Genomic DNA, 19037 nt, shown 5'->3' with positions numbered 1-19037 from the left:
CGGAAGGAAAGTATGACCACACAAGCCGAGTCACGTCCCGCCGCCGCCTCGGGCACTTTCGCCCTCGGTGGTGACCTCCCGGTCCATCGCTTGGGCTACGGCGCGATGCAGATCACCGGTCCCGGAGTGTGGGGTGACCCGAAGGATCCGGATGAGGCGGTGCGACTGCTACGTCGCGCGGTAGAGCTCGGTATCACTTTCATCGACACCGCGGATTCCTACGGTCCGTTCGTCAGCGAAACGCTCATCCGGCAGGCACTGCGCCCGTACGCCGAGGACTTGGTGATCGCGACCAAGGGCGGCCTGACCCGGCCCGGTCCCGGGGACTGGCTTCCCGTCGGCCGCCCCGAATACCTGCGCCAACAGCTAGAACTGAGCCTGCGCCATCTCGGCGTCGATCGGATCGATCTCTATCAGCTGCATCGGATCGACCCGAAGGTGCCGCTCGCCGACCAACTCGGTGAGCTGGCGTTGCTGCAGAAAGAGGGCAAGATCCGCCACATCGGCGTCTCCGAGGTAAACCGTGCCCAGCTGGAGCAGGCTCGCAAGATCGTCGACATCGTCTCGGTGCAGAACCTGTACAACCTCGCCAATCGGAGTGCCGAAGACGTGCTCGACTACGCCGAAGCGAACGATATCGCGTTCATCCCGTGGTTCCCCATGGCCACCGGCGAACTCGCCCGTCCCGGTGGCCCCCTGGATACTTTCGCGCGCGACGACGCCAGCCCGTCCCAGCTCGCGCTCGCCTGGCTGCTGCGTCGCTCTCCGGTCATCGTGCCCATCCCGGGCACCTCCAGCGTCGCGCATCTGGAGGAGAACACCGCCGCCGCCACCATCGAACTCACCGACGACGAATTCGCCGCCCTGTCCGCGGTGAGTTCTCCCGCACCGGAAAAGACCGGTGGTCGGCGCTTCCGGCTGCCGAAACTGACCCGGGGCTGACGAAACGGCCAATGCCCTAGCCGAAGTAACAGGTTTCGGCGTATTGCGACACCGCTGCGGGTCGCGATGGGGAGGAAGTCGACAAACGCTCGGCTGAGATTTCGCAGCCGAGCGTTTGCTTCGGCGGCAGTCGACACTGACCAGCCGCCCTGCCAATTCAACAGGACAGCAGCTGATTTCGATGTCTCCCTCGCTGGACATGGCGATAGAGTGCAGCAAATCGGAGATCGACGAGAGCGGGCGGATGCACGAATCACAGCTGGTGGGCAATGACGCCTCCTACTACTATTTCGCCCGTTCGGGTCGTATCACCGACTGGCCGATGTGGTGGGTGTTCGAAAACGAGAGCGGCATGTCGCCGAGTACGGCCGACCTTGCCCGATACTTCGCCGAACGGGCCGAGCTGCTCGAACCGCTGCGCCGCCGAATTCACGACGTGCCCGGTGGGCTCGGTCATCCGTTCTGGGGGGTCGACGACAGTCCGATCGATCGTCACCTCGTCATCCATCCGACGGCGGACCTGGACTGGGCGGGGTGCCTCGACCAGATGGGCAGCATTCTGGCGCAACCGCTGGATGCTCGGGTCAGCGCCTGGCAGCTGCATGTGTTCCCCGAGGTATCCGGCGTCGCGACGCTGACCGGCACGGGCACCGTGGTGATGATGTATGTCAGTCATGCGCTGATGGCGGGTCCGGCCATGACGTCACTCTCGGAAGCCTTGTTCGCGCCCGCGTCTGCGCCGGTGCGGATCGAGGGCCTCGGGCCAGCCGCGAAGCGTCCGCCTCTGGGACGCGCCGCGGTGGAAGGTGTGCTGCGCTGGCCATTGCAGGTGTTGCGATTCAATGCGCGGGTCCGCAGCGAGAACCGGCGGCTCGCCCGCGACGGCGACGACAGCGGGCCGAGCACGTCGCCGCGCGGCCGAACCGTCTTCAACCAGCGGATCGGCCCGGGCCGAGCGATGCGGACGATCCCATTGGAACTCCGGATCGTCCGGGCACCGGGAATCACCGTGACTGCTGTCGGCCTGACGGCGGTCTCACGCGCTATGGAGCGCTATCTCGAGAAACGGGGTGCGGCGTGCCCCGCGGATCTCGCGGCGTACATCACCATCGCAGTGCCCGATGTGGTGGCGATGGGTGTGAATCGCGTGGGCGCCGACGTGGTGGATCTTTCCCCGAGCGAACTCGATCTCGCCGACCGCGCACGGGCGGTCGACGCTACGCTGCGCGTACGCCGCCACTCGGCCACGAGCCGCCGGGAACTCACCCGACTCGAGCTGGCCGAACTGCTGCCGAGCCGTATTTATCGGGCGAGATTCGGTGGGTTCCCGCCGGCCGACCCGGCCGCGCCGGTGCCCGCGCATACCACCTTGACCAGCATCAGATGCGAGCCGACCGCGGAATGGTCGTTGTCGGGCAGGCCGTTTCGGTTCGCGGGCATGCTGCCACCGGTTTTCCCGGACATCGTGCTGGCGCATTCGTTCGTAGGCGTGCGGGACAGCTTCGCGGTGTCCGTCGGGTGTGATCCGGAGATCGTCCCGGACTTGGGCGACTACTGCGACATCTTGCGGGAATCGTTCCACGAGGTCGCCGCCGCCATCGACACCGCATCATGATCGGCTGTTGTGCTCGGGAGCCCGGTCGGCGTGACCGGGTGGGATTCGAACGCCGGATTCTTCCCGACGTTTCACCCCCGAGCAGCACAGTAGGGTGGAAACCATGAAGATTCTCCTCACGCTCGGTGTCGCGCTTCTGGTCCTTTTCGGAATCTCCAAACTGCGCCAGCGCGGTGACGCGGACATGTGGCATCAGGTGACCAGCCGCTGACTGAAGGCTCGAACAGGCACCCGACTCGACCTCGTGGCCGTTCGGACCGACCGTGACCGTCCGACGGCGCGGCTCACTGCCGAGGGAGAAGCGTCCCCAGCGGTCCGAGGTCGATGTTGAGTTCCTCGGGGGTGAGCCCGAAGTGCTCCCGCAGTTCGTCCATCCGCTCCTCGAGCAGCATCAGGGTGGTGCCGATCCGCTCGACCTGCGCGTCGCTCAGGTTGCCCTCGTCCACCCGGCGTATCGCCTGCCGCTCCATCAACTGCCGTAACAACTCCACCAAGGTCAGTACGAGCGTGACGAGCCCACGCTCGACGGATTCCGGATCCGAGTCGATACGCGGTGGGATGCCGTCGAATTCAGTCACTTGCCGGTATCTCCAGTACCTCACGCGCGGTGGACTCCAGCGGCGGGGTGGGGAGGGCACTGATAGAGGAGATCAGCGCCCGCAGCGAGATCTGCACCATGTCGACGTCCGCGATGGAGAGTTTGATGTCGCCGGAGATGACGACCCCACCGGCCAGCACCCGATCCAGGAGATCGATGAGAGCGATGCGACGCTCGCCGTCGGCCTGCCTCACGGGGCCATCCGTTCCACGCCGGCGAACGAATACGGCGGCCACGGCCCGGTGAGCTCGAGCCGGATACCAGGGAATTTTTTCCCGAGTTCCGCGACGGTCGCGCGGAAATCGTCGGTGGCGTCGTCGTCTACCAGGTAGGTGCCGTTGAGCACCATCCAGTCCCGGCTGCCGCTCAGCGCCGGATCTGTCGCCGCCTGACGACGACCTGCGGCGGCCTGCCGGACCAGACGATCGTGGATCTCCTCGGCGCGCGTGGCGGCGTCGTGTTCCACGGTCTCCTGCGCGGACAGCTGTGCGCGGCGCCGCAGCAGGTACGCCGTGCCCACCCCTTTGTCGCTGCTGGCGGCTTGGGCCTCGGCCACCGCGGCGGTGAGGGTTTCACGGTCGCCGTACCCTTTGACGCCCCATTCGGTGCGGCCGGTGACCAGGGCGAGCGCCGACTCGAAGTCTGCTCGGCGCTCGGCGAGCAAGCTGTACACGCCACGCTCGTCGACGAATACGGTGGCCAGGCGCAGGGGAATGGTGGGTACGCGGCGCGCCAACGTGGAGACGACAGTGTCGTGCGCCCGGGCTGTCGCCTCCAGCCACGTCAGATCTTCCAAGTTCTGGCGCAGCGGTTGCTCCCCGAAAACCTCCAGCGGCACCGACCCGACAACCGCCGCCAAATCGTCCGCTAGCACAGCGTGTACCGCCTCGCCCGCCACTCCGGTCAGTCCGCTGAGCACCGGCGCGGCAGGTTCGGCACTTGTCACCGCGTAGAGCCAGACCCCTTGGCCGTCAGTCACGATCCCGCTCTTCCACCGGTTCGTGGCGGCGTTCTACCGCCGCGCGGCGGTCGCGTCCGCTCTCGAGTTCGGCGATCCGATCGCGCAGTTCGCGGTTTTCGAGTTCGAGGTCGCGATCCTGCCGCTCGAGCGTGCGGGCCTTGCTGTTGAGCCAGGGATCGGTCTCCCACCAGTCGATGCCGACCGCCTTCGCCGTCTCGAGTGAGGCGATGACCAGGCGCAGCTTGATCGTGAGAAGTTCGATGTCGAGCAGATTCACTTGGATGTCGCCCGCGATCACCAGGCCCTTGTCGAGGACCCGCTCGAGGATGTCTCCGAGATTCGTCGACTGGTGCCCGCCGCCGCCGTATGGCTGCGGCACCGATGAACCACTCCCTACCATCGTCATCGCTGCCCGCCTCTGCCGATGTCGGCGGTTCCGCGGGCGTAGCGCTTGGTTCTGCGGTAGGCCAACAGATTTCCATCCAGGTCGATTTCCACCTCGTAGAGCGCCAGCATGTCCGCGGACGACGGGATCCGGCGATCCTCGAGCACCTCGATCTCCACCGTCCACCCTTGGTCGGTGGGCTCGACAGAGGTAGCCCCCTGCATCGGCTTCGAGGTCAGCTCCACGAGCTGCTCGATTGCCGCCGACGCGGCCTGCGCCGTGGTCAGGGGAGCGAGTTCACCCGATTCGGATCGGACGTCCTCGGAGTCGTCGGGAGTTTCGCCGCTCACACCGCTCACTCCTTCCCGTCGGTCGATACCGTGCCGCTACGCGGCTGGATCATCCGATCGAGGACCGCCTGTTGCGCTTGCTTGCGCTCCTGTTCCGATAGGCGACCGGCTGCCGCCGCCTCGTCGATCGCCTCGATTTCGCGCCGGATGGTCGCTGGATCCCGTAGCTGCTGCTCGACCTGATCCTGGATCACTTCACCCAGCCAGATCACGCCCCGGACCGGTGCCAGCGGCAGCGTGAAGATGGACGAAAGCAAGCCCATGCGTCACCCCTCCGGTTTTTGCTTCGCCACGAAGTCGTAGGCCGCCATCGGGCCGAGCAGACTCATCTCCACGCGGCCGTCCCATTCCTCCGCGAGCCGTGTCACTGTTTCTTCCAGTTCGTCCTGCTCGGACAGCTCGATGAGGACGGCGACGTGCACCGCGTCTTCTTCATTCGTGGGTTGGCGTTCGTTGACGACAGGTTCGAGTGATTCGAGCGCATCGATCACCCGCCGGGTGTCCTCGGCGCGCTTGACTTCGATGGTCTGGTTGATGATCTCTCCCAACGCCATACGAAGGTCGCGGGTGGCGTCTGCCGACTTGTCGCGGATCTTCTCGCGCAGCCCCGCCGCCTCGGAATTCTCGTCGAGTACCTCGCGCAGAATATTCTTTTCGACATACCGTCCCTTGATCACGAATTGCGCGTGCCCTTCGAGCTCTTCCAGCGCGTCGCGGAACTCGTCATGGTGGGCATCGAGCAGTTCCTTCTCCACCTCGTCCCGGTCGGACATGACCGCTCCGAACCGCAGCGGCAGCACCGGAGTGACTGCTGCCGCACCATCCACCAGCCGCGCGTGCGCGATCAGGTCATCAGGCGTTCCGAGTGGTCGATCGACCGCGATCTCGCTGACCAACGCACCGACCTCGCCGTGCCGCACCACCTGGATGTCGCACGGGGGATCGCCGATACCCGAAGCGTGCTCCTCGGGTTGTACATCAGCAGGCACGATGCCGTAGACGTACACAGCGTTTCGAATGCCTCCGCTTCGGGGGGCCTGCGTTGCTTGATCGGAAGACATCAATCCTCCTTGCGTTTCGAGGACCTGCCCGCGGCTTGGCGCTTGTCCTGGACGTCGGTGAGGAAGTCCGAGACTTTCTCACCCGCGGCCTCGATAGCGCCCTTCGTCTTGTGTTTCGCCCCACCCTCGGCGATGTCGCCGACCAGGTCAGGAAGGCCCTGTGGTTCGCTCTGGGAGATCTCGAGCCGGTTGACGGCCTCGGCGAAACGCAGATAGGTGTCGACGCTGGCCACCACGACTCGGGCGTCGACGGTCAGCAGTTCGATGCCGACCAAGGACACCCGTACGAACGCGTCGATGACCAGTCCCTTGTCGAGAATCGTGTCGATGACGTCGGCCAGGCCGGAGGAATTCGGGCGGGCCATCGTTGCGTTGCCGCCGCCTGCGGGTTCGAGGGTCATGACTGTCCTCCTCGCCGGTCACTTGATCGACTTCCAACCGTGGCGTGTCGCCTTTGCGCAGGTCGACCACCATTGGGCTCGGGTTCGTCCGGCGACTCGGTCTCCTCCGCGTCCGGCGGTAACTCGTCTTCCAGTTCGTCTTCGGCTTCGTCGTCGAACTCGTCTTCGGGTGCTTGCTCTTCGAGTTCGTCTTCGGGCGCTTCCTCTTCAGGGGTTTCGTAGTCTTCCCCCTCGGTTTCAGCTTTCTCCTCCTCTTCCTCCTCGCGGCGGGCGGTCTCGTCGTCCTTGACGACTTCTTTGTCGCGAATCTCGCCGTGCCAGCCCTCGATGTCGTCCGGATGCAGCACGCTCTCGGTCATCACGTGCCGCTGGAAATGCTTGAGTTCGAGGCGAGACCGGCGGCCTGCCGCACGCCAGAGATTGGCGGTCTTCTCGAAGAATCCTTGCGGGTGGTACTCGAGCACGACGATGATGCGGGTCAGGTCGGGGGTGAGTTCATGGAAGGTCACCGCGCCGTCGATGTAGCCTTTGCTGCCCTTCGAGCGCCACACGATCCGCTCGAACGGCACCTGCTCGAGGATCGTCGACTCCCAGGTCCGCCGCGACCAGAACACCTTGCCGGTCCATTGCAACTTCTCGTCTGATTTCTGCTCGACCTGCTCGACCTTCTTCATGAACTTCGGGAACTCCGCGAACTGGGTCCACTGGTCGTAAGCGAGACGAATCGGCACACCGACATCGATATGCTCGACGATGTTGGTCAGCTTCAGCTTCTTGCCGCCGGAGCCCTTGCCCTTGCCGCCGCCCAGAGATTCCTTCACATTCTGGAATTTCTCCCCGACGGTGTGCTTGATCTTGTCCATTCCGACGCCGAGGGCCGCCCTGAGCGGCGACTGGCCCTGCGCGAGTTTTTCGACTCCGGTGACCGCCGACAGCAGATTCCCGCCGCTGCCTTCGGCATAGTCGTGCAAGCGGTCCGTCGACTGGGACACCTTGCTCGAGAGCCCCGCGAGGGCACGCTCAGCTACTGTTCCGGCCAAGCTCTGCAGCGATTGCTGTAGCTGTCCGGTGGGGGTGGCCCCCTGGACCTTCTTCTGGGCCGTTCCGGTCGCGTCTTTGGTCCGCCCCGCGGCATCGGTGGCGGTCTTGGCGACCTTGCCCGCGACGTCTCCGAGAGTTTTCGTTGCCATCGGAGTCATCTCCTCGTGCGCCGCACCGGCGCTTGGTCCGCAGTGTCGACATCGGCGCGTAGACGGCGTCGACGGGGCGATTTCCGCTCGCCGGAGCCGGAGGCCTTGGCGGGCGCTCGGGAGGTGGATTCGCCGACCCGCCTACGAGCGCTGGACGCCGCCGGTCGCGCGCGGGAAGGCCGCCGAGTTGCTTCGGAGTCCTCGTCGTGGCTTCGCGCGGCTTCGGTGTCCTCCTCCGGGTACTCGTCCGCCAGCTCCTCCTCGGCCGTTTCACGCCTGTGGCCGTCGCCGGTCTCGTGGCGCTGGCGCCGTTCGGCAGGGCGCTTTTCCTCGACCGCCTCGGAGTCCTGTGCCTCGGAGTCCTCTGCCTCCTCTGCCTCTGCCTCGGGTCCTATTGCCTGTTGCTGCAAGCGGCTGTTGAACGCATCGATGCGGTTGCTCGCTGCGGTGACCGCCGCGTCTCGCGCTGCCCCCAGCAACTCCCCGCGAACCGTCTCGGTGATCTTCGACAGTTCTGGCGACGAGCTGACCAGCGACATTCCTCGCTGCAGCACCTCCTGCGGCCCACCCAAGGACCGTCCGGACAAGGCACCCGCCACCATCAACGCGAACTTCATCTTGCGGGTGCGGCCGAGGAGATAGCCGATTCCCACACCGATCGCTAGTCTTACTCCGCCTTTCATGATCACTCCCTGCTCGTCGTCGAGTGCGACTCGCTGAACCTGCAGGTCCGGTGGCCTCACGTCCTCTAAACGTGGTATAGACCACTTTTTCACCCCCAAACCTCCCCATCGGCGCGGATTACCGAATGAGTTAGCTGGGTCGAACGACCGGCGCGATCGCGATGGCCGAGCGAAGGCGACATCGGGCCGTCACACACCCAGCGCGCCGCGACCATTGGGTGCTGGTGATCCGGTCACTACCGGCTATGTGCTCCCGCTCGAGTGGGCCGAGCCACGGTCATAGCGCGACAGCAGCAACTTTCAGCTGGGCCAATGTCTCGGGCGACGGCCATTCGCGGATCTCGTAGCGACGAGGTGACAGGTCGGGGACCGGCGTCAGGCCGGTGAGGGTGGCGACGATGTGGAAAGGCACCTCGAAAAGACGCTCCAGATCGCCGTCGTCGTCGGTTCGGCAGAAAGCGACATAGTCGGCCTCCGGGAGGAGATATTCGACGCCATCCCCCCAGACTGTGAGCGTGTAGGGGCCGTTGTCCCCGTTGCCGTACATGACCGCGCCGACGTAGGCGGGTTCGAAGTCGTAGGGAGTGAACTCGTCCTCGCGCTCGACGATCTCGTTCAAGATCCTGGCCTGGGCGTCGTACTCGGTCACGGCCAGTCCGCACCGGGCGCGTTGCACGGCGGGGAGATGGCGGTACGCGGGTGAGCGGTCGAGCGGTATCACCGCGCCGCCCTCGTCGACGGTGTAGCCCTGCGGTGAGATCGGGCGGACGGCGTCGGCGTATTGCTCTTCGACCACCTCGAAGATCTGTTCGAGTTCGTCGCCACCCGGCGCGACGATCAAGGTGTCGACGTCCGGCATGAACGCGACGGGCGGGCGGGAGCCGTCGCCGGAGCCGGCCAGCCAGCCGGGGACCAGGGGCCACGAGGTGAAGTAGTCGTCGCCGTTGTCGACGAAGTGGAGAATGCCGGGCTCGTGGACGTCGGTGGAAACCGCCAGGGCTGCGAGGTTTTCGCGCGCGGCGGTGAACACGTCGTCCACGGTGACACCCCACTGCTCCAGCGACCCGCGCGAGACGATCGATCGGGCGTCGGGCATATCGATCGCGACCATCTCGTCGACGAACGGGAAGGCAGGCCGCGCGATCGGCCGCATGCCGGGTTCCGGAGCGTCCAGGCCGAAGCTGTTGGGCCGCAGCACTGGTCGCAGTGCTTGCCGCACGGAGTTCCACTCTTGCTCCGAGTCGCTCGCAGTGCGCAGGGCCTCGACGAACCGGCTGACGCCCGCCGCGCGCTCCCGCGGTGCGAGTTCGCGGGTCTCCCGGAATATGTTGTGTAGGTTGAGGACCAGATCACGGGTGCGCACCACGAACTCGTCTCGGTCGTACTCGACGTCGTTCTCGCCGAGCGCGGACAGCTGCCGCACGACGAGCGCGGCGAATGCGGTCGTTTCGTCCTCGATATTCTCCACGCGGCCACCGTAGCCGCGGTCGCCGAAAGTCGCAGCGCGACAAGATCATCGCTCGAGCGGTCCGTGTCGGTCCAGGTGCAGATAGGTATAGCCGGTGACGATCAGACACACGACGGTGGCGGTGATCAGCATGGCCCAGCCGGCGACCAGCAAGCTCAGCAACCCACCGAACAGGGCGCCGAGCGCGAAACTCGCAAAGAGCAGGAAGTATCCGAGCCAGTCGGCGTAGTCGCCGCCACTGAGGTGGCGTTCGATGCCCTGGCCCAGTTTGACCAGGGTGCCGGTGACGTAACTCAGCGGCACCGATACCTCCCCGTCCCGCACGAATGACGTGTTGAGCGCCCCGACTCCGAACGCGACGAACAAGACCGGCGCCAAGTCGATCCGTTCGGTGGTCGTGTGAAACAGCAGGAGGTCGACGGCCGAGGCGAGTGCCAGGCACACGGTGGTCAGCAAGGTGGGGCCGTGCGGGTGTCCGGACCAGTAGCGCCGGCGACACCACGAGGCAACCACGACACCGGACAGGAAAGACACCAGCAGCGCGGTGGCCGCCACCGCCACGTCGGGCTCGTTGTGGAAGTGTCCGAGTATCGCCCGTTCGGTATTGCCCGTCATGAAGGTGATGAAGTAGCCGGCTGTGTGCGTGAATGCCGCCGCACCGATCAGGCCGGCGAGCGCGGCGAGCACCCAGGACAGCCTCGCCTCGGCGTCGAAGAGTTCCTTTCTGCGCGTTTCGTCGGGCTTCGGCACAGGTCAGGCTCCTTAGGCGTCGGATTCGACCATTCAGTGATACAGGCTCGTCCAGAGAATTCGGCTTCGCACCGCCGGGGGTTGCCGCCAGGTCACCCGATCTTGTCCGGTGCTGCGCGCCCATCCCTCGGCGATCCACACCTCGCTCGCCGAGCGGGACGGCGCGTGGCTGATGAACGGCACGAAGTCGTTCGTGACGATGGGGGTCTTCGCCCAGCGGCTGGTGGTGATCGCTTCCGTCGGTACGGCGCCGGACGGGCGGAATCGGCTGCGCGCCACCATGGTCGACGCGCGAGAAGCAGGGGTGCGCATGACAAACAACCCCGCACTCGCCTTCGCGCCGGAAATCCCGCATGCGTCTGTTCGGCTGACCGACGTGCCGGCGCGGGTGCTGCGCGGCGACGGATATCTGGACTACCTCGAGCCGTTTCGTACGATCGAGGACATCCACGTACTCGCGGCCACCGTGGGCTGGCTGATCCGGGTGGCCCGCGTGTCGGGCTGGTCGCAGGCCGGTCGGCAGCGATTGCTCACTGTGGTGGCAGCAGTACGCGGGTTGGACTTCGACGCGCCGAGTTCGCCGGGCGTGCACATCGCGCTCGGCGGGACCTTCGAATTGTTCGGCGACGTGCTGGCCGAACTCGATCCGCTGTGGGAGTCGACCGACCCGACGACGCGACGGTGGTGGGAGCGCGACCGTCCCTTGTTGGCGACGGTGGGGAGGGTGCGTGGTCAGCGGCTGGTCGCCGCGTGGCGGTCGGTGCTGCCGAACTGACCGGCCGAAATAGCCCCGACCTGGCCTGGAAATGGGGAGCGGGCCTCGGCGAAGGGGGGGAGTTAGCCGAGGCCCGCGTAGGGTCGGCCCGGGGGGGAGGGGCCGACGTGAACGATGCTACTCGATGATCCGGAATCGTGTGTGCGTGGGGACTACCACTTTCCAAGTTTTTTCACGCCGGTGCGCCGGGTCGACACCCGATAGTCGCAGCGACTGACCGGTGGCCCGTTCGCATGGTATCCAACCGTTGTCCTGCTATTTGCCAAATGTGTTGTCGAGCAGTCAATTCCGTGTCTCGGATGTCGAATGACCTGATACTGCGATCGGTGGCGACGACATCCCCCCAGTTGCTGTGCATCATGCGCCGCGGTCGGACCTGTGGTGTTCGCGCGGGATGGCGGATCAATCCGCGCCGCGTGTCGCGTGCGCGGCATGTCGCGAGACGGCGAAACCTGTCGTACCCCGATGCGAACATGTGTTCGTGTCCACCGACTCGACCGAGCGCTCCACTTGTTCGGCCGGCCCCCGTTCCAGGAAACCGGCCGCAGCTGTCACTCGTGCACCCCGAACAAATCGGATGAATTTGTCGGTGGGCGGAGCAATACTTGGCTCCAGCACCCGAGTATCGGCTGGTCGCCTCATCCTGCAAAGCGACGCTGGAACCTCTTGGCGTCGTCCACCACCGATATCGAAACTAACAAACCCCAGGAGAGTCATGCCCGACGCAATAGTCGTCGAGGGTCTGGTCAAACGATACGGCCAGCTGATTGCCCTCGACGGACTCGACCTCGCGGTTCCGGAGGGGACCGTCACGGCACTACTCGGACCCAACGGTGCGGGTAAGACCACTACCGTCCGGGTACTCACCACACTGTTGGTGCCGGACGCGGGACGCGCGACGGTCGCGGGAATCGACGTGCTGCGCGAGCCCCAGGCATTGCGTTCACGAATCGGTGCGTCGGGCCAGTACGCCGCCGTCGACGAATATCTCACCGGTTTCGAGAATTTGGAAATGGTGGGACGTCTTTATCACATGGGCGTACAGCGAAGTAAAGAACGCGCACGGGAACTGCTCGAACGATTCCGGCTCAGCGATGCCGCGGATCGGCCGGTGAAGGGCTACTCCGGCGGTATGCGCCGCCGACTCGACCTGGCGGGCGCGCTGGTCGCGAACCCACCGGTGCTGTTCCTCGACGAGCCGACCACCGGGCTGGATCCGCGTGCGCGCCTGGACCTCTGGGATGTGATCGAAGAGTTGGTCGCCGGCGGGACAACCCTGCTTCTCACCACGCAGTACATGGAGGAGGCCGACCGGCTCGCCGACTCCATAGCGGTGATCGATCACGGCAAGGTGATCGCCAAAGGCACCGCGGACGAACTCAAGACCCTCGTCGGCGGCGACCGTATCGAGCTGACCGTCGATCACGCTGACAATCTCGTGACCGCGGAGGCCGCGCTGAAGAGCTTGGCGGACGGCGAGATCCACCTCGAGCCCGGGCTGCGTCGGATCACCGTTCCGGTCTCCAACGGATCGCAGGCGCTGGTCGAGGCGGTTGGCAAGCTGGCCGAGCACAATGTCCAGATCCACGATGTCGGCTTGCGGCGCCCGTCGCTGGACGATGTCTTTCTCACCCTGACCGGACACGAGGCCGAGGCGTTGACCAATGGCGATGACCGCGGCGCGAACGACAAGCTGGAAGTAGTGAAAGGAACATCCCGATGACCACCGCGGCCCCGGTCCTGGAACGGCTCTCGCCGGGAGAACGACTGTCCATCGTGGTCAGCGATAGCCTGACCATCGCGAAACGCAATGTCATCAAGATCAAGCGGGTACCCGACGTCCTGATCTTCTCGACGCTGTCGCCGATCATGTTCGTGCTGTTGTTCGCCTACATCTTCGGCGCGGCCATCGACGTGCCAGGGCTCTCCGGTGGCTACCGCGAGTTCCTCATCGCGGGCATCTTCGCCCAGACCGTGGTGTTCGGCGCGACCTTCACCGGTGCGGGCCTGGCCGAGGACATGCAGAAGGGCATCATCGACCGATTCCGCTCGTTGCCGATGGCGTCATCGGCGGTATTGGTCGGTCGCACGCTCAGCGACGTGGTGATCAACGTGGTCAGCCTGACGGTGATGTCACTGACCGGCTTCGTCGTCGGCTGGCGGATTCGCGGCTCGTTCCTCGACGCGGTGTTGGCATACGTGTTGTTGTTACTGTTCGCCTACGCGGTGTCGTGGATCATGGCCGTGGTCGGCCTGCTGGTGCGGGCGCCGGAGGTGTTCAACAACGCCAGTTTCATGGTGGTCTTCCCGCTCACCTTCATTGCCAACACGTTCGTGCCCAGTGACAAGCTGCCCACCATTCTGCGGGTGATCGCGGAGTGGAACCCGGTATCCGCACTCACTCAGGCGACCCGGGATCTGTTCGGCAACACCAGCCCGCTGGCTCCGCCCTCGGACACCTGGTCGATCCAGCATCCGGTGGCCACCTCGCTGATCTGGGTGGTGGTGATCCTGGTGGTGTTCGTTCCGCTGGCTTTGCGTCAGTACAAGAAGGCGGTCAGTCGCTGACCTGTCCTTGTCGGTCTCAGCGACTGTTTTCCGTGCCGGCTCCCGCCAAGGGGGTCGGCGCGGAGCCGTTTCGGGAGTATCCGATTCGGGGTGGCGCGGGGGCGGGCGCCGGCGGCTGTGTCCGCCGAGTACGCGCCAACCAGGCCACGCCACCCGCCAGCGCGACGGCGGCAGCGACGATGAGCCTGTTCCGCGAACGGGTAGAGACATGCAGGTGCCCCGAAGTCATTCGACCACTCTCGCACAGCCCGATCGATCGCGCAGGAGGTCCAGCTCACAGCGTGGTACAGCCCAGTTCCGCGGCGACGGCGTCGTCCGTGGCACGATGGGCGGCGTGACCTCACCGAATCAGACGTCCGTGGCTACTTTGCATACGAATCACGGCGATATCAAGATCTCGCTCTTCGGTAACCACGCACCCAAGACGGTCCGCAATTTCGTCGGGCTCGCCGATGGTTCGGCGCAATACACCACCGAGAACGCCAGTGGCGGTCGAAGCGGCCCGTTCTACGACGGCGCCGTGTTCCACCGGGTGATGGACGGCTTCATGATTCAGGGGGGCGATCCGACCGGCACCGGTCGCGGCGGGCCGGGCTACGAGTTCGGTGACGAGTTCCACCCGGAACTGCGCTTCGACCGCGGTTACCTGCTGGCGATGGCCAACGCGGGGCCGGGCACCAACGGCTCACAATTCTTCATCACCGTCGGTCCGCAGAAGCACCTGAACCGCAAGCACACGATCTTCGGCGAAGTCGTCGACGTGGATTCGCGTAAGGTCGTCGACTCGATCGCGGGCACCAGGACCGATCGGAACGATCGCCCGCTCGAGCCCGTCGTCATCACCAAGATCACTATCGAATGAGACTATGAACCCCCAGCCGCCCGCACCGACGTGCGTCCGCCACCCGAACCGTCCGACCGGTCTGGCCTGCACGCGCTGCGGGCGGCCCGCCTGTGCGGAATGTCTGCGTCCCGCCGCGGTAGGCCAGCACTGCGTCGATTGCCTGCGCCAGGACCAACGCGATGTGGCGCCGGTGCGCACTGTGGCAGGCGCACGGACAGCGGTGCGACCGGTGCCTTATGTGACCTACGCCTTGATCGCGGTCAATGTGGCTGTCTTCGCAGTTACCGCCGCGCAGGCGAAGAGTCTGTTGGACAACCAACGCGGTTCTGCGTTGTTCCTGGATTGGGTGCTGTACGTCCCCGCTGTCGCGGACGGCGAGTGGTGGCGGGTAATCGGTTCCGGCTTTCTGCACTACGGTCCGATCCATCTGCTGCTCAATATGTTCGCGCTGTACGTGGTGGGGCGCGACGCCGAGTTGGTGCTCGGGCGGCTGCGTTACCTCGCGGTGTATCTGGTCTCGCTGCTCGGCGGCTCGGCCGCCGTCATGGTGTTCGCGCAGAACACGGTGACAGCGGGTGCGTCCGGCGCGGTGTACGGATTGTTCGGTGCGATCACGGTCATTCTGATCAGGTTGCGGCAGAGCCCGAATCAAATGTTGATTCTCATCGGCATCAACGTGTTCATCAGCTTTTCCCTGCCAGGCATTTCGCTCTGGGGACACCTCGGCGGGCTGGCGGCCGGCACGCTCGCCACGCTCGGCGTCCTGTTCCTGCCACAGTGGTTGCAGGCAAGGTCACCGGAAGCCGCCCGGTTGATCGGGTGGGTGGCGGTGGCGTTCGTCGCGATCGTGGCCTTATCGGTAGTGGGCGCCACCGCGCTGACGCTGGCTGTCTGACATCGGTTGGTGCTTCACGTGAAACATCCGCGTCCGGATGGGTCGCGATTCAGCGGGTCGTGTCCTCGGACAGGCGCAGCGCCTCGACGAGGTCGTGGTACACGATTTCGGGATTGGCGCCCAGATCCCAGCGGCCGAAGATCAGCAGTCGCTCGGTGCCCGCGCGCTCGACGTCGATCTCCAGCATCGGCACTTTTCGTCCGAGGCGCCGGTAGCTGACTACGCGGGTGCGGATGATCTGGTCGCGGAAGTATTCGACCGGACCGGTCAGAGTGCGGACCACCAGGCGGGGCTGTGCGCCGGGCTGCACGGACAGACGCGGTCGCTGCCGGAATCCGAGCCCGGCGAGGCCGAGTAGGCCGACCGCTGCCAACCCGACGAGGAGCCGGCTGGCCGCTTCGCCGGTGAGTATCGCTGCCGCGGCCAGGATGACGCCCCCCACCGCCACGGCGACGAGGCCCGCGGCCGGGGTGGTCCAGATGTGCGGGTCGGGGTCCCGCGCTGGCGGATCCACCGGCTCAGGAGTCACATCGCTCCCCAATCACTCCTCGAGTTGTCCACAGGCTCATCCACAGGTGTGTATGAATGACACGTCTGTAATCCGCCGCGATCAGCGCCAACGCATCGTCATGATCAGGCCGACCACCATCAGACCGAATCCGATCAGGAAGTTCCACGCGTTGAGGTCGTTCATCCAACCGATCTGTTCGGCGGCCAGATAGTAGACGAGCAGCCAGACCAGCCCGGCGAGCATGAACCCGAGCATGATGGTGACATACCAGACCGGAGACGGCCCGGCCTTCACCTTCACCGGGATCCGGCTGGCGGGATTGATCGTATAGTCGGCCTTCTTGCGGACCTTCGACTTGGGCATGACGTCCTCGTATTCGGCGTGCAGGTCGGTACCGGCAGGCGGATTCGGTTCGATCATCTGCCGAGCCCACTCGCCGCTGTGGACGAGGCTCCGGCGCCCTCCGGTGTGCCTCTAGGCTATCCCAACTGGTAATGGATGCGACGTCGTGCCGGGCGGGCACGTAATCTCGATCCCATGCGTGTTCTGGTCGTCGACAATTACGACAGCTTCGTCTTCAACCTGGTGCAGTACCTCGGCCAACTCGGTGTGGATGCCGTGGTCTGGCGCAACGACGACCCGCAGCTGTCCGATGTCGACGCGGTCGCGCGCGACTTCGACGGCATCCTGATCAGCCCGGGACCGGGCACCCCGGACCGGGCCGGAGCCAGCATCGCATTGGTGCGCGCCTGCGCCGACAATAGTGTTCCACTGCTCGGCGTATGCCTCGGCCATCAGGCGATCGGCGAGGCGTTCGGCGCCACCGTCACCAGGGCCCCCGAATTGCTGCACGGCAAGACGAGCTCGGTATTCCACATCGGCGCGGGCGTGTTGGCCGGCCTGCCCGACCCGTTCACCGCCACCCGGTACCACTCGCTCACTGTCGTCGAGGAGACGCTACCGGAGGAGATCGAGGTGCTCGGGCGCACCGAGAGTGGGATCGTGATGGCCATGCGCCACCGCACCCTGCCGATCCACGGTGTGCAGTTCCATCCCGAATCGGTGCTGACCCAGGGTGGGCACCGCATGTTGGCGAACTGGCTCGACGTGTGCGGCGAGCGTCCCGCCGAGGGGTTGGTGCAGACGCTGGAGGCGGAGGTCGCCGCGCTGGTGCTGCAGTGAACCGTCCGTACGTGCTGCTGTCGGTAGCCGTGAGCGTCGACGGCTATATCGATGACGCGAGCCCCGAACGGCTGCGACTGTCGGACGCGGCGGACTTCGATCGGGTCGACCAAGTACGCGCGGACTCCGACGCGATTCTCGTCGGCGCGCAGACCCTGCGCAGCGACAACCCACGGCTGCTTGTCGACAGCGCGGAACGGCGAAGCGCGCGCATCGTGGCCGGCAAGCCGGAGTATCCGCTCAAGGTGACCGTCTCCGCGAGCGGTGACCTGGACTCCGACCTGAGGTTCTGGCACCACGGCGGCGGCAAGCTCGTCTACACCACCGATGCGGGTGCGACGAAACTTGCCGAGCGGCTGGCCGGTCTGGCGGAGGTGGTGAGTCTCGGCGACGATGTCGATTTCGACGTATTGCTCGACGACTTGGGCGCCCGTGGCGTCGCTCGCCTCATGGTGGAGGGCGGCACGCGCGTGCACACCGCTTTGCTGGCCGCGGGCCTGGCCGACGAACTGCACGTGGCGGTCGCCCCGATCCTGGTCGGCGACGCGGCGGCGCCGCGATTTCTCGCTGATGCCGCCTACCCGGGGGCGCCGCATCGCCGGATGCGGCTCGCGGATGTCACCCGGGTCGGTGACGTCGCGGTGCTGCGCTATCTGCCGAAGGTCGACACCGCCGGCCTGCGCACCGGGTGATCGGAGTGCATACGGTGACGCTCCAGGTCAGCTGCTCGACGCACGTCGATGATGGTGCGGTCGGCGCGCGGAACCGGGGCGAGCGCATGGATGCGTTCGGGTGTTCGGCGAGTTGGGCATCCGGGATCGAGCCCGCGCGCCTAGATCGGCATCGTCGCATCGTCCCGGGACAACGCGAGTACACAGGGTGATCGCCACGAGTTGCGCATTCGGGATGCCGCCGCAGCAGTTCGACCATGGACGAGCGTGAGATCAGGAGGTTGTCGGGTGGGTGCTGAACACACGGAACGTGACGAGTGGTTCATGCGGCGGGCGATCGACCTTGCCCGCCTGTGCCCGCCGAGTGCGACCGCGTTCTCGGTCGGCGCGGTCATCGTGGCCGATGGTGTGGAGATCGCCACCGGCTACTCCAGAGAGACCGACGAGAAGGTGCACGCGGAGGAGTCTGCTCTCGACAAACTCGCCGTGGACGACGACAGAGTGTTCACAGCGACCCTCTACAGCACCCTCGAGCCTTGTTCGCAGCGCGCCACTCCGACCCGGCTGCCGTGCACCGATCGCATCGTGCGGGCGGGGATCCCTCGAGTTGTCATCGCCTGGCGAGAGCCCGCGACCTTCGTGACCGATTGTGTCGGTGTCGAGAAGCTACGGCAGCACGGCGTCGAAGTGGTCGAACTCCGCGAACTGGCGCAGGCGGCGATGTCGATGAACCGCCACCTGGACCTGTCCTAGAACCTACGGCCGTCCGTAGACCGCGGTGACGAACTCACCGAGTTGGTTGTCGTCCAGGTGCCTGGCCAGATCGGATTCGCTGATCATGCCGACGAGGCGCTTGTTCTCGATCACCGGCATGCGCTTGATCCGATGACTTTCCATCTCGTCGAGCACGAACTCGATGTCCGCGTCGGCGTCGACCCAGCGTGGCGTCGACTCGCACATCTCGGCCACCATGGTGGTGGCCGGTGGCCGCCCCTGGGCAATGCACTTCACCACGATGTCGCGGTCGGTGACTATGCCGCACATCCGCTCGTTCTCATCCGAGATGACCAGTGATCCGACGCCGAGTTCGGCCATGACGCGGGCGGCCTTCCCGACGGTCTCGTCCTTGGCGATCCACTGTGCGCCGGGTTTCATGATGTCCCTGGCGGTGGTCATAAGCTACCTCC

Annotated in this window: 25 protein-coding genes; 10 read left to right on the top strand and 15 right to left on the bottom strand. The window is 65.6% G+C overall.

Going from position 1 to position 19037, the window contains the following annotated elements; translation table 11 throughout:
• The first annotated feature begins 12 nt into the window (after window positions 1-12).
• Both AB0B25_RS01000 and AB0B25_RS00995 read left to right on the top strand, forming a co-directional pair.
• The gene (locus AB0B25_RS01000) at window positions 13-942 is read left to right on the top strand and encodes an aldo/keto reductase (RefSeq protein WP_357172770.1); all 930 of its coding nucleotides are present in this window, start codon (window positions 13-15) and stop codon (window positions 940-942) included.
• A 244-nt stretch (window positions 943-1186) separates the two neighbouring features.
• Window positions 1187-2557: a wax ester/triacylglycerol synthase domain-containing protein gene (locus AB0B25_RS00995; RefSeq protein WP_357172767.1), complete on the top strand. Its 1371-nt coding sequence runs from the start codon at window positions 1187-1189 to the stop codon at window positions 2555-2557.
• Between the two features lie 284 nt (window positions 2558-2841).
• Here the strand turns inward: AB0B25_RS00995 and AB0B25_RS00990 are convergent, their stop codons facing one another.
• From AB0B25_RS00990 to AB0B25_RS00935, 12 genes are all read right to left on the bottom strand, one after another.
• Complete coding sequence (locus AB0B25_RS00990) at window positions 2842-3135, bottom strand: gas vesicle protein K (RefSeq protein ID WP_357172765.1); 294 nt, start codon at window positions 3133-3135, stop codon at window positions 2842-2844.
• Window positions 3128-3349: a gas vesicle protein gene (locus tag AB0B25_RS00985; RefSeq protein ID WP_357172762.1), complete on the bottom strand. Its 222-nt coding sequence runs from the start codon at window positions 3347-3349 to the stop codon at window positions 3128-3130. The genes AB0B25_RS00990 and AB0B25_RS00985 overlap by 8 nt, the downstream gene beginning before the upstream one ends.
• Complete coding sequence (locus AB0B25_RS00980; protein WP_357172759.1) at window positions 3346-4134, bottom strand: GvpL/GvpF family gas vesicle protein; 789 nt, start codon at window positions 4132-4134, stop codon at window positions 3346-3348. Before AB0B25_RS00980 ends, AB0B25_RS00985 begins: the two co-directional genes overlap by 4 nt.
• On the bottom strand, window positions 4127-4522 hold the full coding sequence (locus AB0B25_RS00975) for a gas vesicle protein (protein ID WP_357172756.1): 396 nt from the start codon (window positions 4520-4522) through the stop codon (window positions 4127-4129). The genes AB0B25_RS00980 and AB0B25_RS00975 overlap by 8 nt, the downstream gene beginning before the upstream one ends.
• Window positions 4519-4851, bottom strand: a complete 333-nt coding sequence (locus AB0B25_RS00970) for a gas vesicle protein (protein WP_357172754.1) — start codon at window positions 4849-4851, stop codon at window positions 4519-4521. The genes AB0B25_RS00975 and AB0B25_RS00970 overlap by 4 nt, the downstream gene beginning before the upstream one ends.
• A gap of 5 nt (window positions 4852-4856) precedes the next feature.
• Window positions 4857-5114, bottom strand: a complete 258-nt coding sequence (locus tag AB0B25_RS00965; protein ID WP_357172751.1) for a gas vesicle protein GvpG — start codon at window positions 5112-5114, stop codon at window positions 4857-4859.
• 3 nt (window positions 5115-5117) lie between these two features.
• On the bottom strand, window positions 5118-5912 hold the full coding sequence (locus AB0B25_RS00960; protein WP_357172748.1) for a GvpL/GvpF family gas vesicle protein: 795 nt from the start codon (window positions 5910-5912) through the stop codon (window positions 5118-5120).
• Window positions 5912-6313, bottom strand: coding sequence for a gas vesicle protein GvpJ (gvpJ, locus tag AB0B25_RS00955; protein ID WP_357172745.1), 402 nt, complete (start codon window positions 6311-6313; stop codon window positions 5912-5914). The genes AB0B25_RS00960 and gvpJ overlap by 1 nt, the downstream gene beginning before the upstream one ends.
• Window positions 6310-7503, bottom strand: a complete 1194-nt coding sequence (locus AB0B25_RS00950) for an SRPBCC family protein (RefSeq protein ID WP_357172742.1) — start codon at window positions 7501-7503, stop codon at window positions 6310-6312. The genes gvpJ and AB0B25_RS00950 overlap by 4 nt, the downstream gene beginning before the upstream one ends.
• A 5-nt stretch (window positions 7504-7508) precedes the next feature.
• Window positions 7509-8186: a hypothetical protein gene (locus AB0B25_RS00945; protein ID WP_357172740.1), complete on the bottom strand. Its 678-nt coding sequence runs from the start codon at window positions 8184-8186 to the stop codon at window positions 7509-7511.
• Window positions 8187-8463: 277 nt separating this feature from the next.
• Entirely contained in the window at window positions 8464-9654 is a 1191-nt protein-coding gene (locus AB0B25_RS00940) for a hypothetical protein (RefSeq protein WP_357172737.1), read from the bottom strand.
• A gap of 45 nt (window positions 9655-9699) precedes the next feature.
• Complete coding sequence (locus tag AB0B25_RS00935; protein ID WP_357172735.1) at window positions 9700-10404, bottom strand: YoaK family protein; 705 nt, start codon at window positions 10402-10404, stop codon at window positions 9700-9702.
• A gap of 109 nt (window positions 10405-10513) precedes the next feature.
• Between AB0B25_RS00935 and AB0B25_RS00930 the strand changes: the two genes are divergently transcribed.
• The 5 genes from AB0B25_RS00930 to AB0B25_RS00910 all read left to right on the top strand — a co-directional run bounded on the left by AB0B25_RS00930 (window position 10514) and on the right by AB0B25_RS00910 (window position 15486).
• Entirely contained in the window at window positions 10514-11179 is a 666-nt protein-coding gene (locus AB0B25_RS00930) for an acyl-CoA dehydrogenase family protein (protein WP_357172732.1), read from the top strand.
• A 715-nt stretch (window positions 11180-11894) separates the two neighbouring features.
• Window positions 11895-12902, top strand: coding sequence for an ATP-binding cassette domain-containing protein (locus AB0B25_RS00925; RefSeq protein ID WP_357172729.1), 1008 nt, complete (start codon window positions 11895-11897; stop codon window positions 12900-12902).
• Window positions 12899-13747 (top strand): ABC transporter permease, encoded by an 849-nt coding sequence (locus AB0B25_RS00920; protein ID WP_357172726.1) that lies wholly within the window; start codon window positions 12899-12901, stop codon window positions 13745-13747. The genes AB0B25_RS00925 and AB0B25_RS00920 overlap by 4 nt, the downstream gene beginning before the upstream one ends.
• 334 nt (window positions 13748-14081) lie before the next feature.
• On the top strand, window positions 14082-14609 hold the full coding sequence (locus tag AB0B25_RS00915; RefSeq protein WP_357172723.1) for a peptidylprolyl isomerase: 528 nt from the start codon (window positions 14082-14084) through the stop codon (window positions 14607-14609).
• Window positions 14610-14613: 4 nt separating this feature from the next.
• Window positions 14614-15486, top strand: coding sequence for a rhomboid family intramembrane serine protease (locus tag AB0B25_RS00910; RefSeq protein ID WP_357172721.1), 873 nt, complete (start codon window positions 14614-14616; stop codon window positions 15484-15486).
• A 49-nt stretch (window positions 15487-15535) separates the two neighbouring features.
• On the opposite strand, the gene AB0B25_RS00905 is transcribed toward AB0B25_RS00910, so the two are convergent.
• Together AB0B25_RS00905 and crgA are read right to left on the bottom strand one after the other, a co-directional pair.
• Entirely contained in the window at window positions 15536-16015 is a 480-nt protein-coding gene (locus tag AB0B25_RS00905) for a PH domain-containing protein (RefSeq protein WP_357172718.1), read from the bottom strand.
• A gap of 81 nt (window positions 16016-16096) precedes the next feature.
• Window positions 16097-16360 (bottom strand): cell division protein CrgA, encoded by a 264-nt coding sequence (gene crgA / locus AB0B25_RS00900; RefSeq protein ID WP_357173254.1) that lies wholly within the window; start codon window positions 16358-16360, stop codon window positions 16097-16099.
• Between the two features lie 174 nt (window positions 16361-16534).
• Here crgA and AB0B25_RS00895 point away from each other — a divergent pair, with 174 nt between their 5' ends.
• From AB0B25_RS00895 to AB0B25_RS00885, 3 genes are all read left to right on the top strand, one after another.
• Window positions 16535-17179, top strand: coding sequence for an aminodeoxychorismate/anthranilate synthase component II (locus AB0B25_RS00895; protein ID WP_357172715.1), 645 nt, complete (start codon window positions 16535-16537; stop codon window positions 17177-17179).
• Window positions 17176-17871, top strand: coding sequence for a dihydrofolate reductase family protein (locus AB0B25_RS00890; protein ID WP_357172712.1), 696 nt, complete (start codon window positions 17176-17178; stop codon window positions 17869-17871). Before AB0B25_RS00895 ends, AB0B25_RS00890 begins: the two co-directional genes overlap by 4 nt.
• Window positions 17872-18138: 267 nt before the next feature.
• Window positions 18139-18603: a deaminase gene (locus AB0B25_RS00885; protein ID WP_357172709.1), complete on the top strand. Its 465-nt coding sequence runs from the start codon at window positions 18139-18141 to the stop codon at window positions 18601-18603.
• Window positions 18604-18606: 3 nt separating this feature from the next.
• On the opposite strand, the gene AB0B25_RS00880 is transcribed toward AB0B25_RS00885, so the two are convergent.
• Entirely contained in the window at window positions 18607-19026 is a 420-nt protein-coding gene (locus AB0B25_RS00880; RefSeq protein ID WP_357068946.1) for a CBS domain-containing protein, read from the bottom strand.
• Window positions 19027-19037 lie beyond the last annotated feature (11 nt).

It is taken from the genome of Nocardia sp. NPDC049190 (genome assembly GCF_040648115.1).
GTDB lineage: Bacteria > Actinomycetota > Actinomycetes > Mycobacteriales > Mycobacteriaceae > Nocardia.
This window is presented reverse-complemented; position numbering and strand designations above follow the sequence as displayed.

Bases quoted from the DNA above. Each gene is read 5' to 3' on its own strand.
- AB0B25_RS01000 (WP_357172770.1), top strand. From the start codon at position 13: ATGACCACACAAGCCGAGTCACGTCCCGCCGCCGCCTCGGGCACTTTC.
- AB0B25_RS00995 (WP_357172767.1), top strand. From the start codon at position 1,187: ATGCACGAATCACAGCTGGTGGGCAATGACGCCTCCTACTACTATTTC.
- AB0B25_RS00975 (WP_357172756.1), bottom strand. From the start codon at position 4,522: ATGACGATGGTAGGGAGTGGTTCATCGGTGCCGCAGCCATACGGCGGC.
- AB0B25_RS00965 (WP_357172751.1), bottom strand. From the start codon at position 5,114: ATGGGCTTGCTTTCGTCCATCTTCACGCTGCCGCTGGCACCGGTCCGG.
- AB0B25_RS00960 (WP_357172748.1), bottom strand. From the start codon at position 5,912: ATGTCTTCCGATCAAGCAACGCAGGCCCCCCGAAGCGGAGGCATTCGA.
- gvpJ (WP_357172745.1), bottom strand. From the start codon at position 6,313: ATGACCCTCGAACCCGCAGGCGGCGGCAACGCAACGATGGCCCGCCCG.
- AB0B25_RS00950 (WP_357172742.1), bottom strand. From the start codon at position 7,503: ATGGCAACGAAAACTCTCGGAGACGTCGCGGGCAAGGTCGCCAAGACC.
- AB0B25_RS00945 (WP_357172740.1), bottom strand. From the start codon at position 8,186: ATGAAAGGCGGAGTAAGACTAGCGATCGGTGTGGGAATCGGCTATCTC.
- AB0B25_RS00925 (WP_357172729.1), top strand. From the start codon at position 11,895: ATGCCCGACGCAATAGTCGTCGAGGGTCTGGTCAAACGATACGGCCAG.
- AB0B25_RS00920 (WP_357172726.1), top strand. From the start codon at position 12,899: ATGACCACCGCGGCCCCGGTCCTGGAACGGCTCTCGCCGGGAGAACGA.
- AB0B25_RS00910 (WP_357172721.1), top strand. From the start codon at position 14,614: ATGAACCCCCAGCCGCCCGCACCGACGTGCGTCCGCCACCCGAACCGT.
- crgA (WP_357173254.1), bottom strand. From the start codon at position 16,360: ATGCCCAAGTCGAAGGTCCGCAAGAAGGCCGACTATACGATCAATCCC.
- AB0B25_RS00895 (WP_357172715.1), top strand. From the start codon at position 16,535: ATGCGTGTTCTGGTCGTCGACAATTACGACAGCTTCGTCTTCAACCTG.
- AB0B25_RS00880 (WP_357068946.1), bottom strand. From the start codon at position 19,026: ATGACCACCGCCAGGGACATCATGAAACCCGGCGCACAGTGGATCGCC.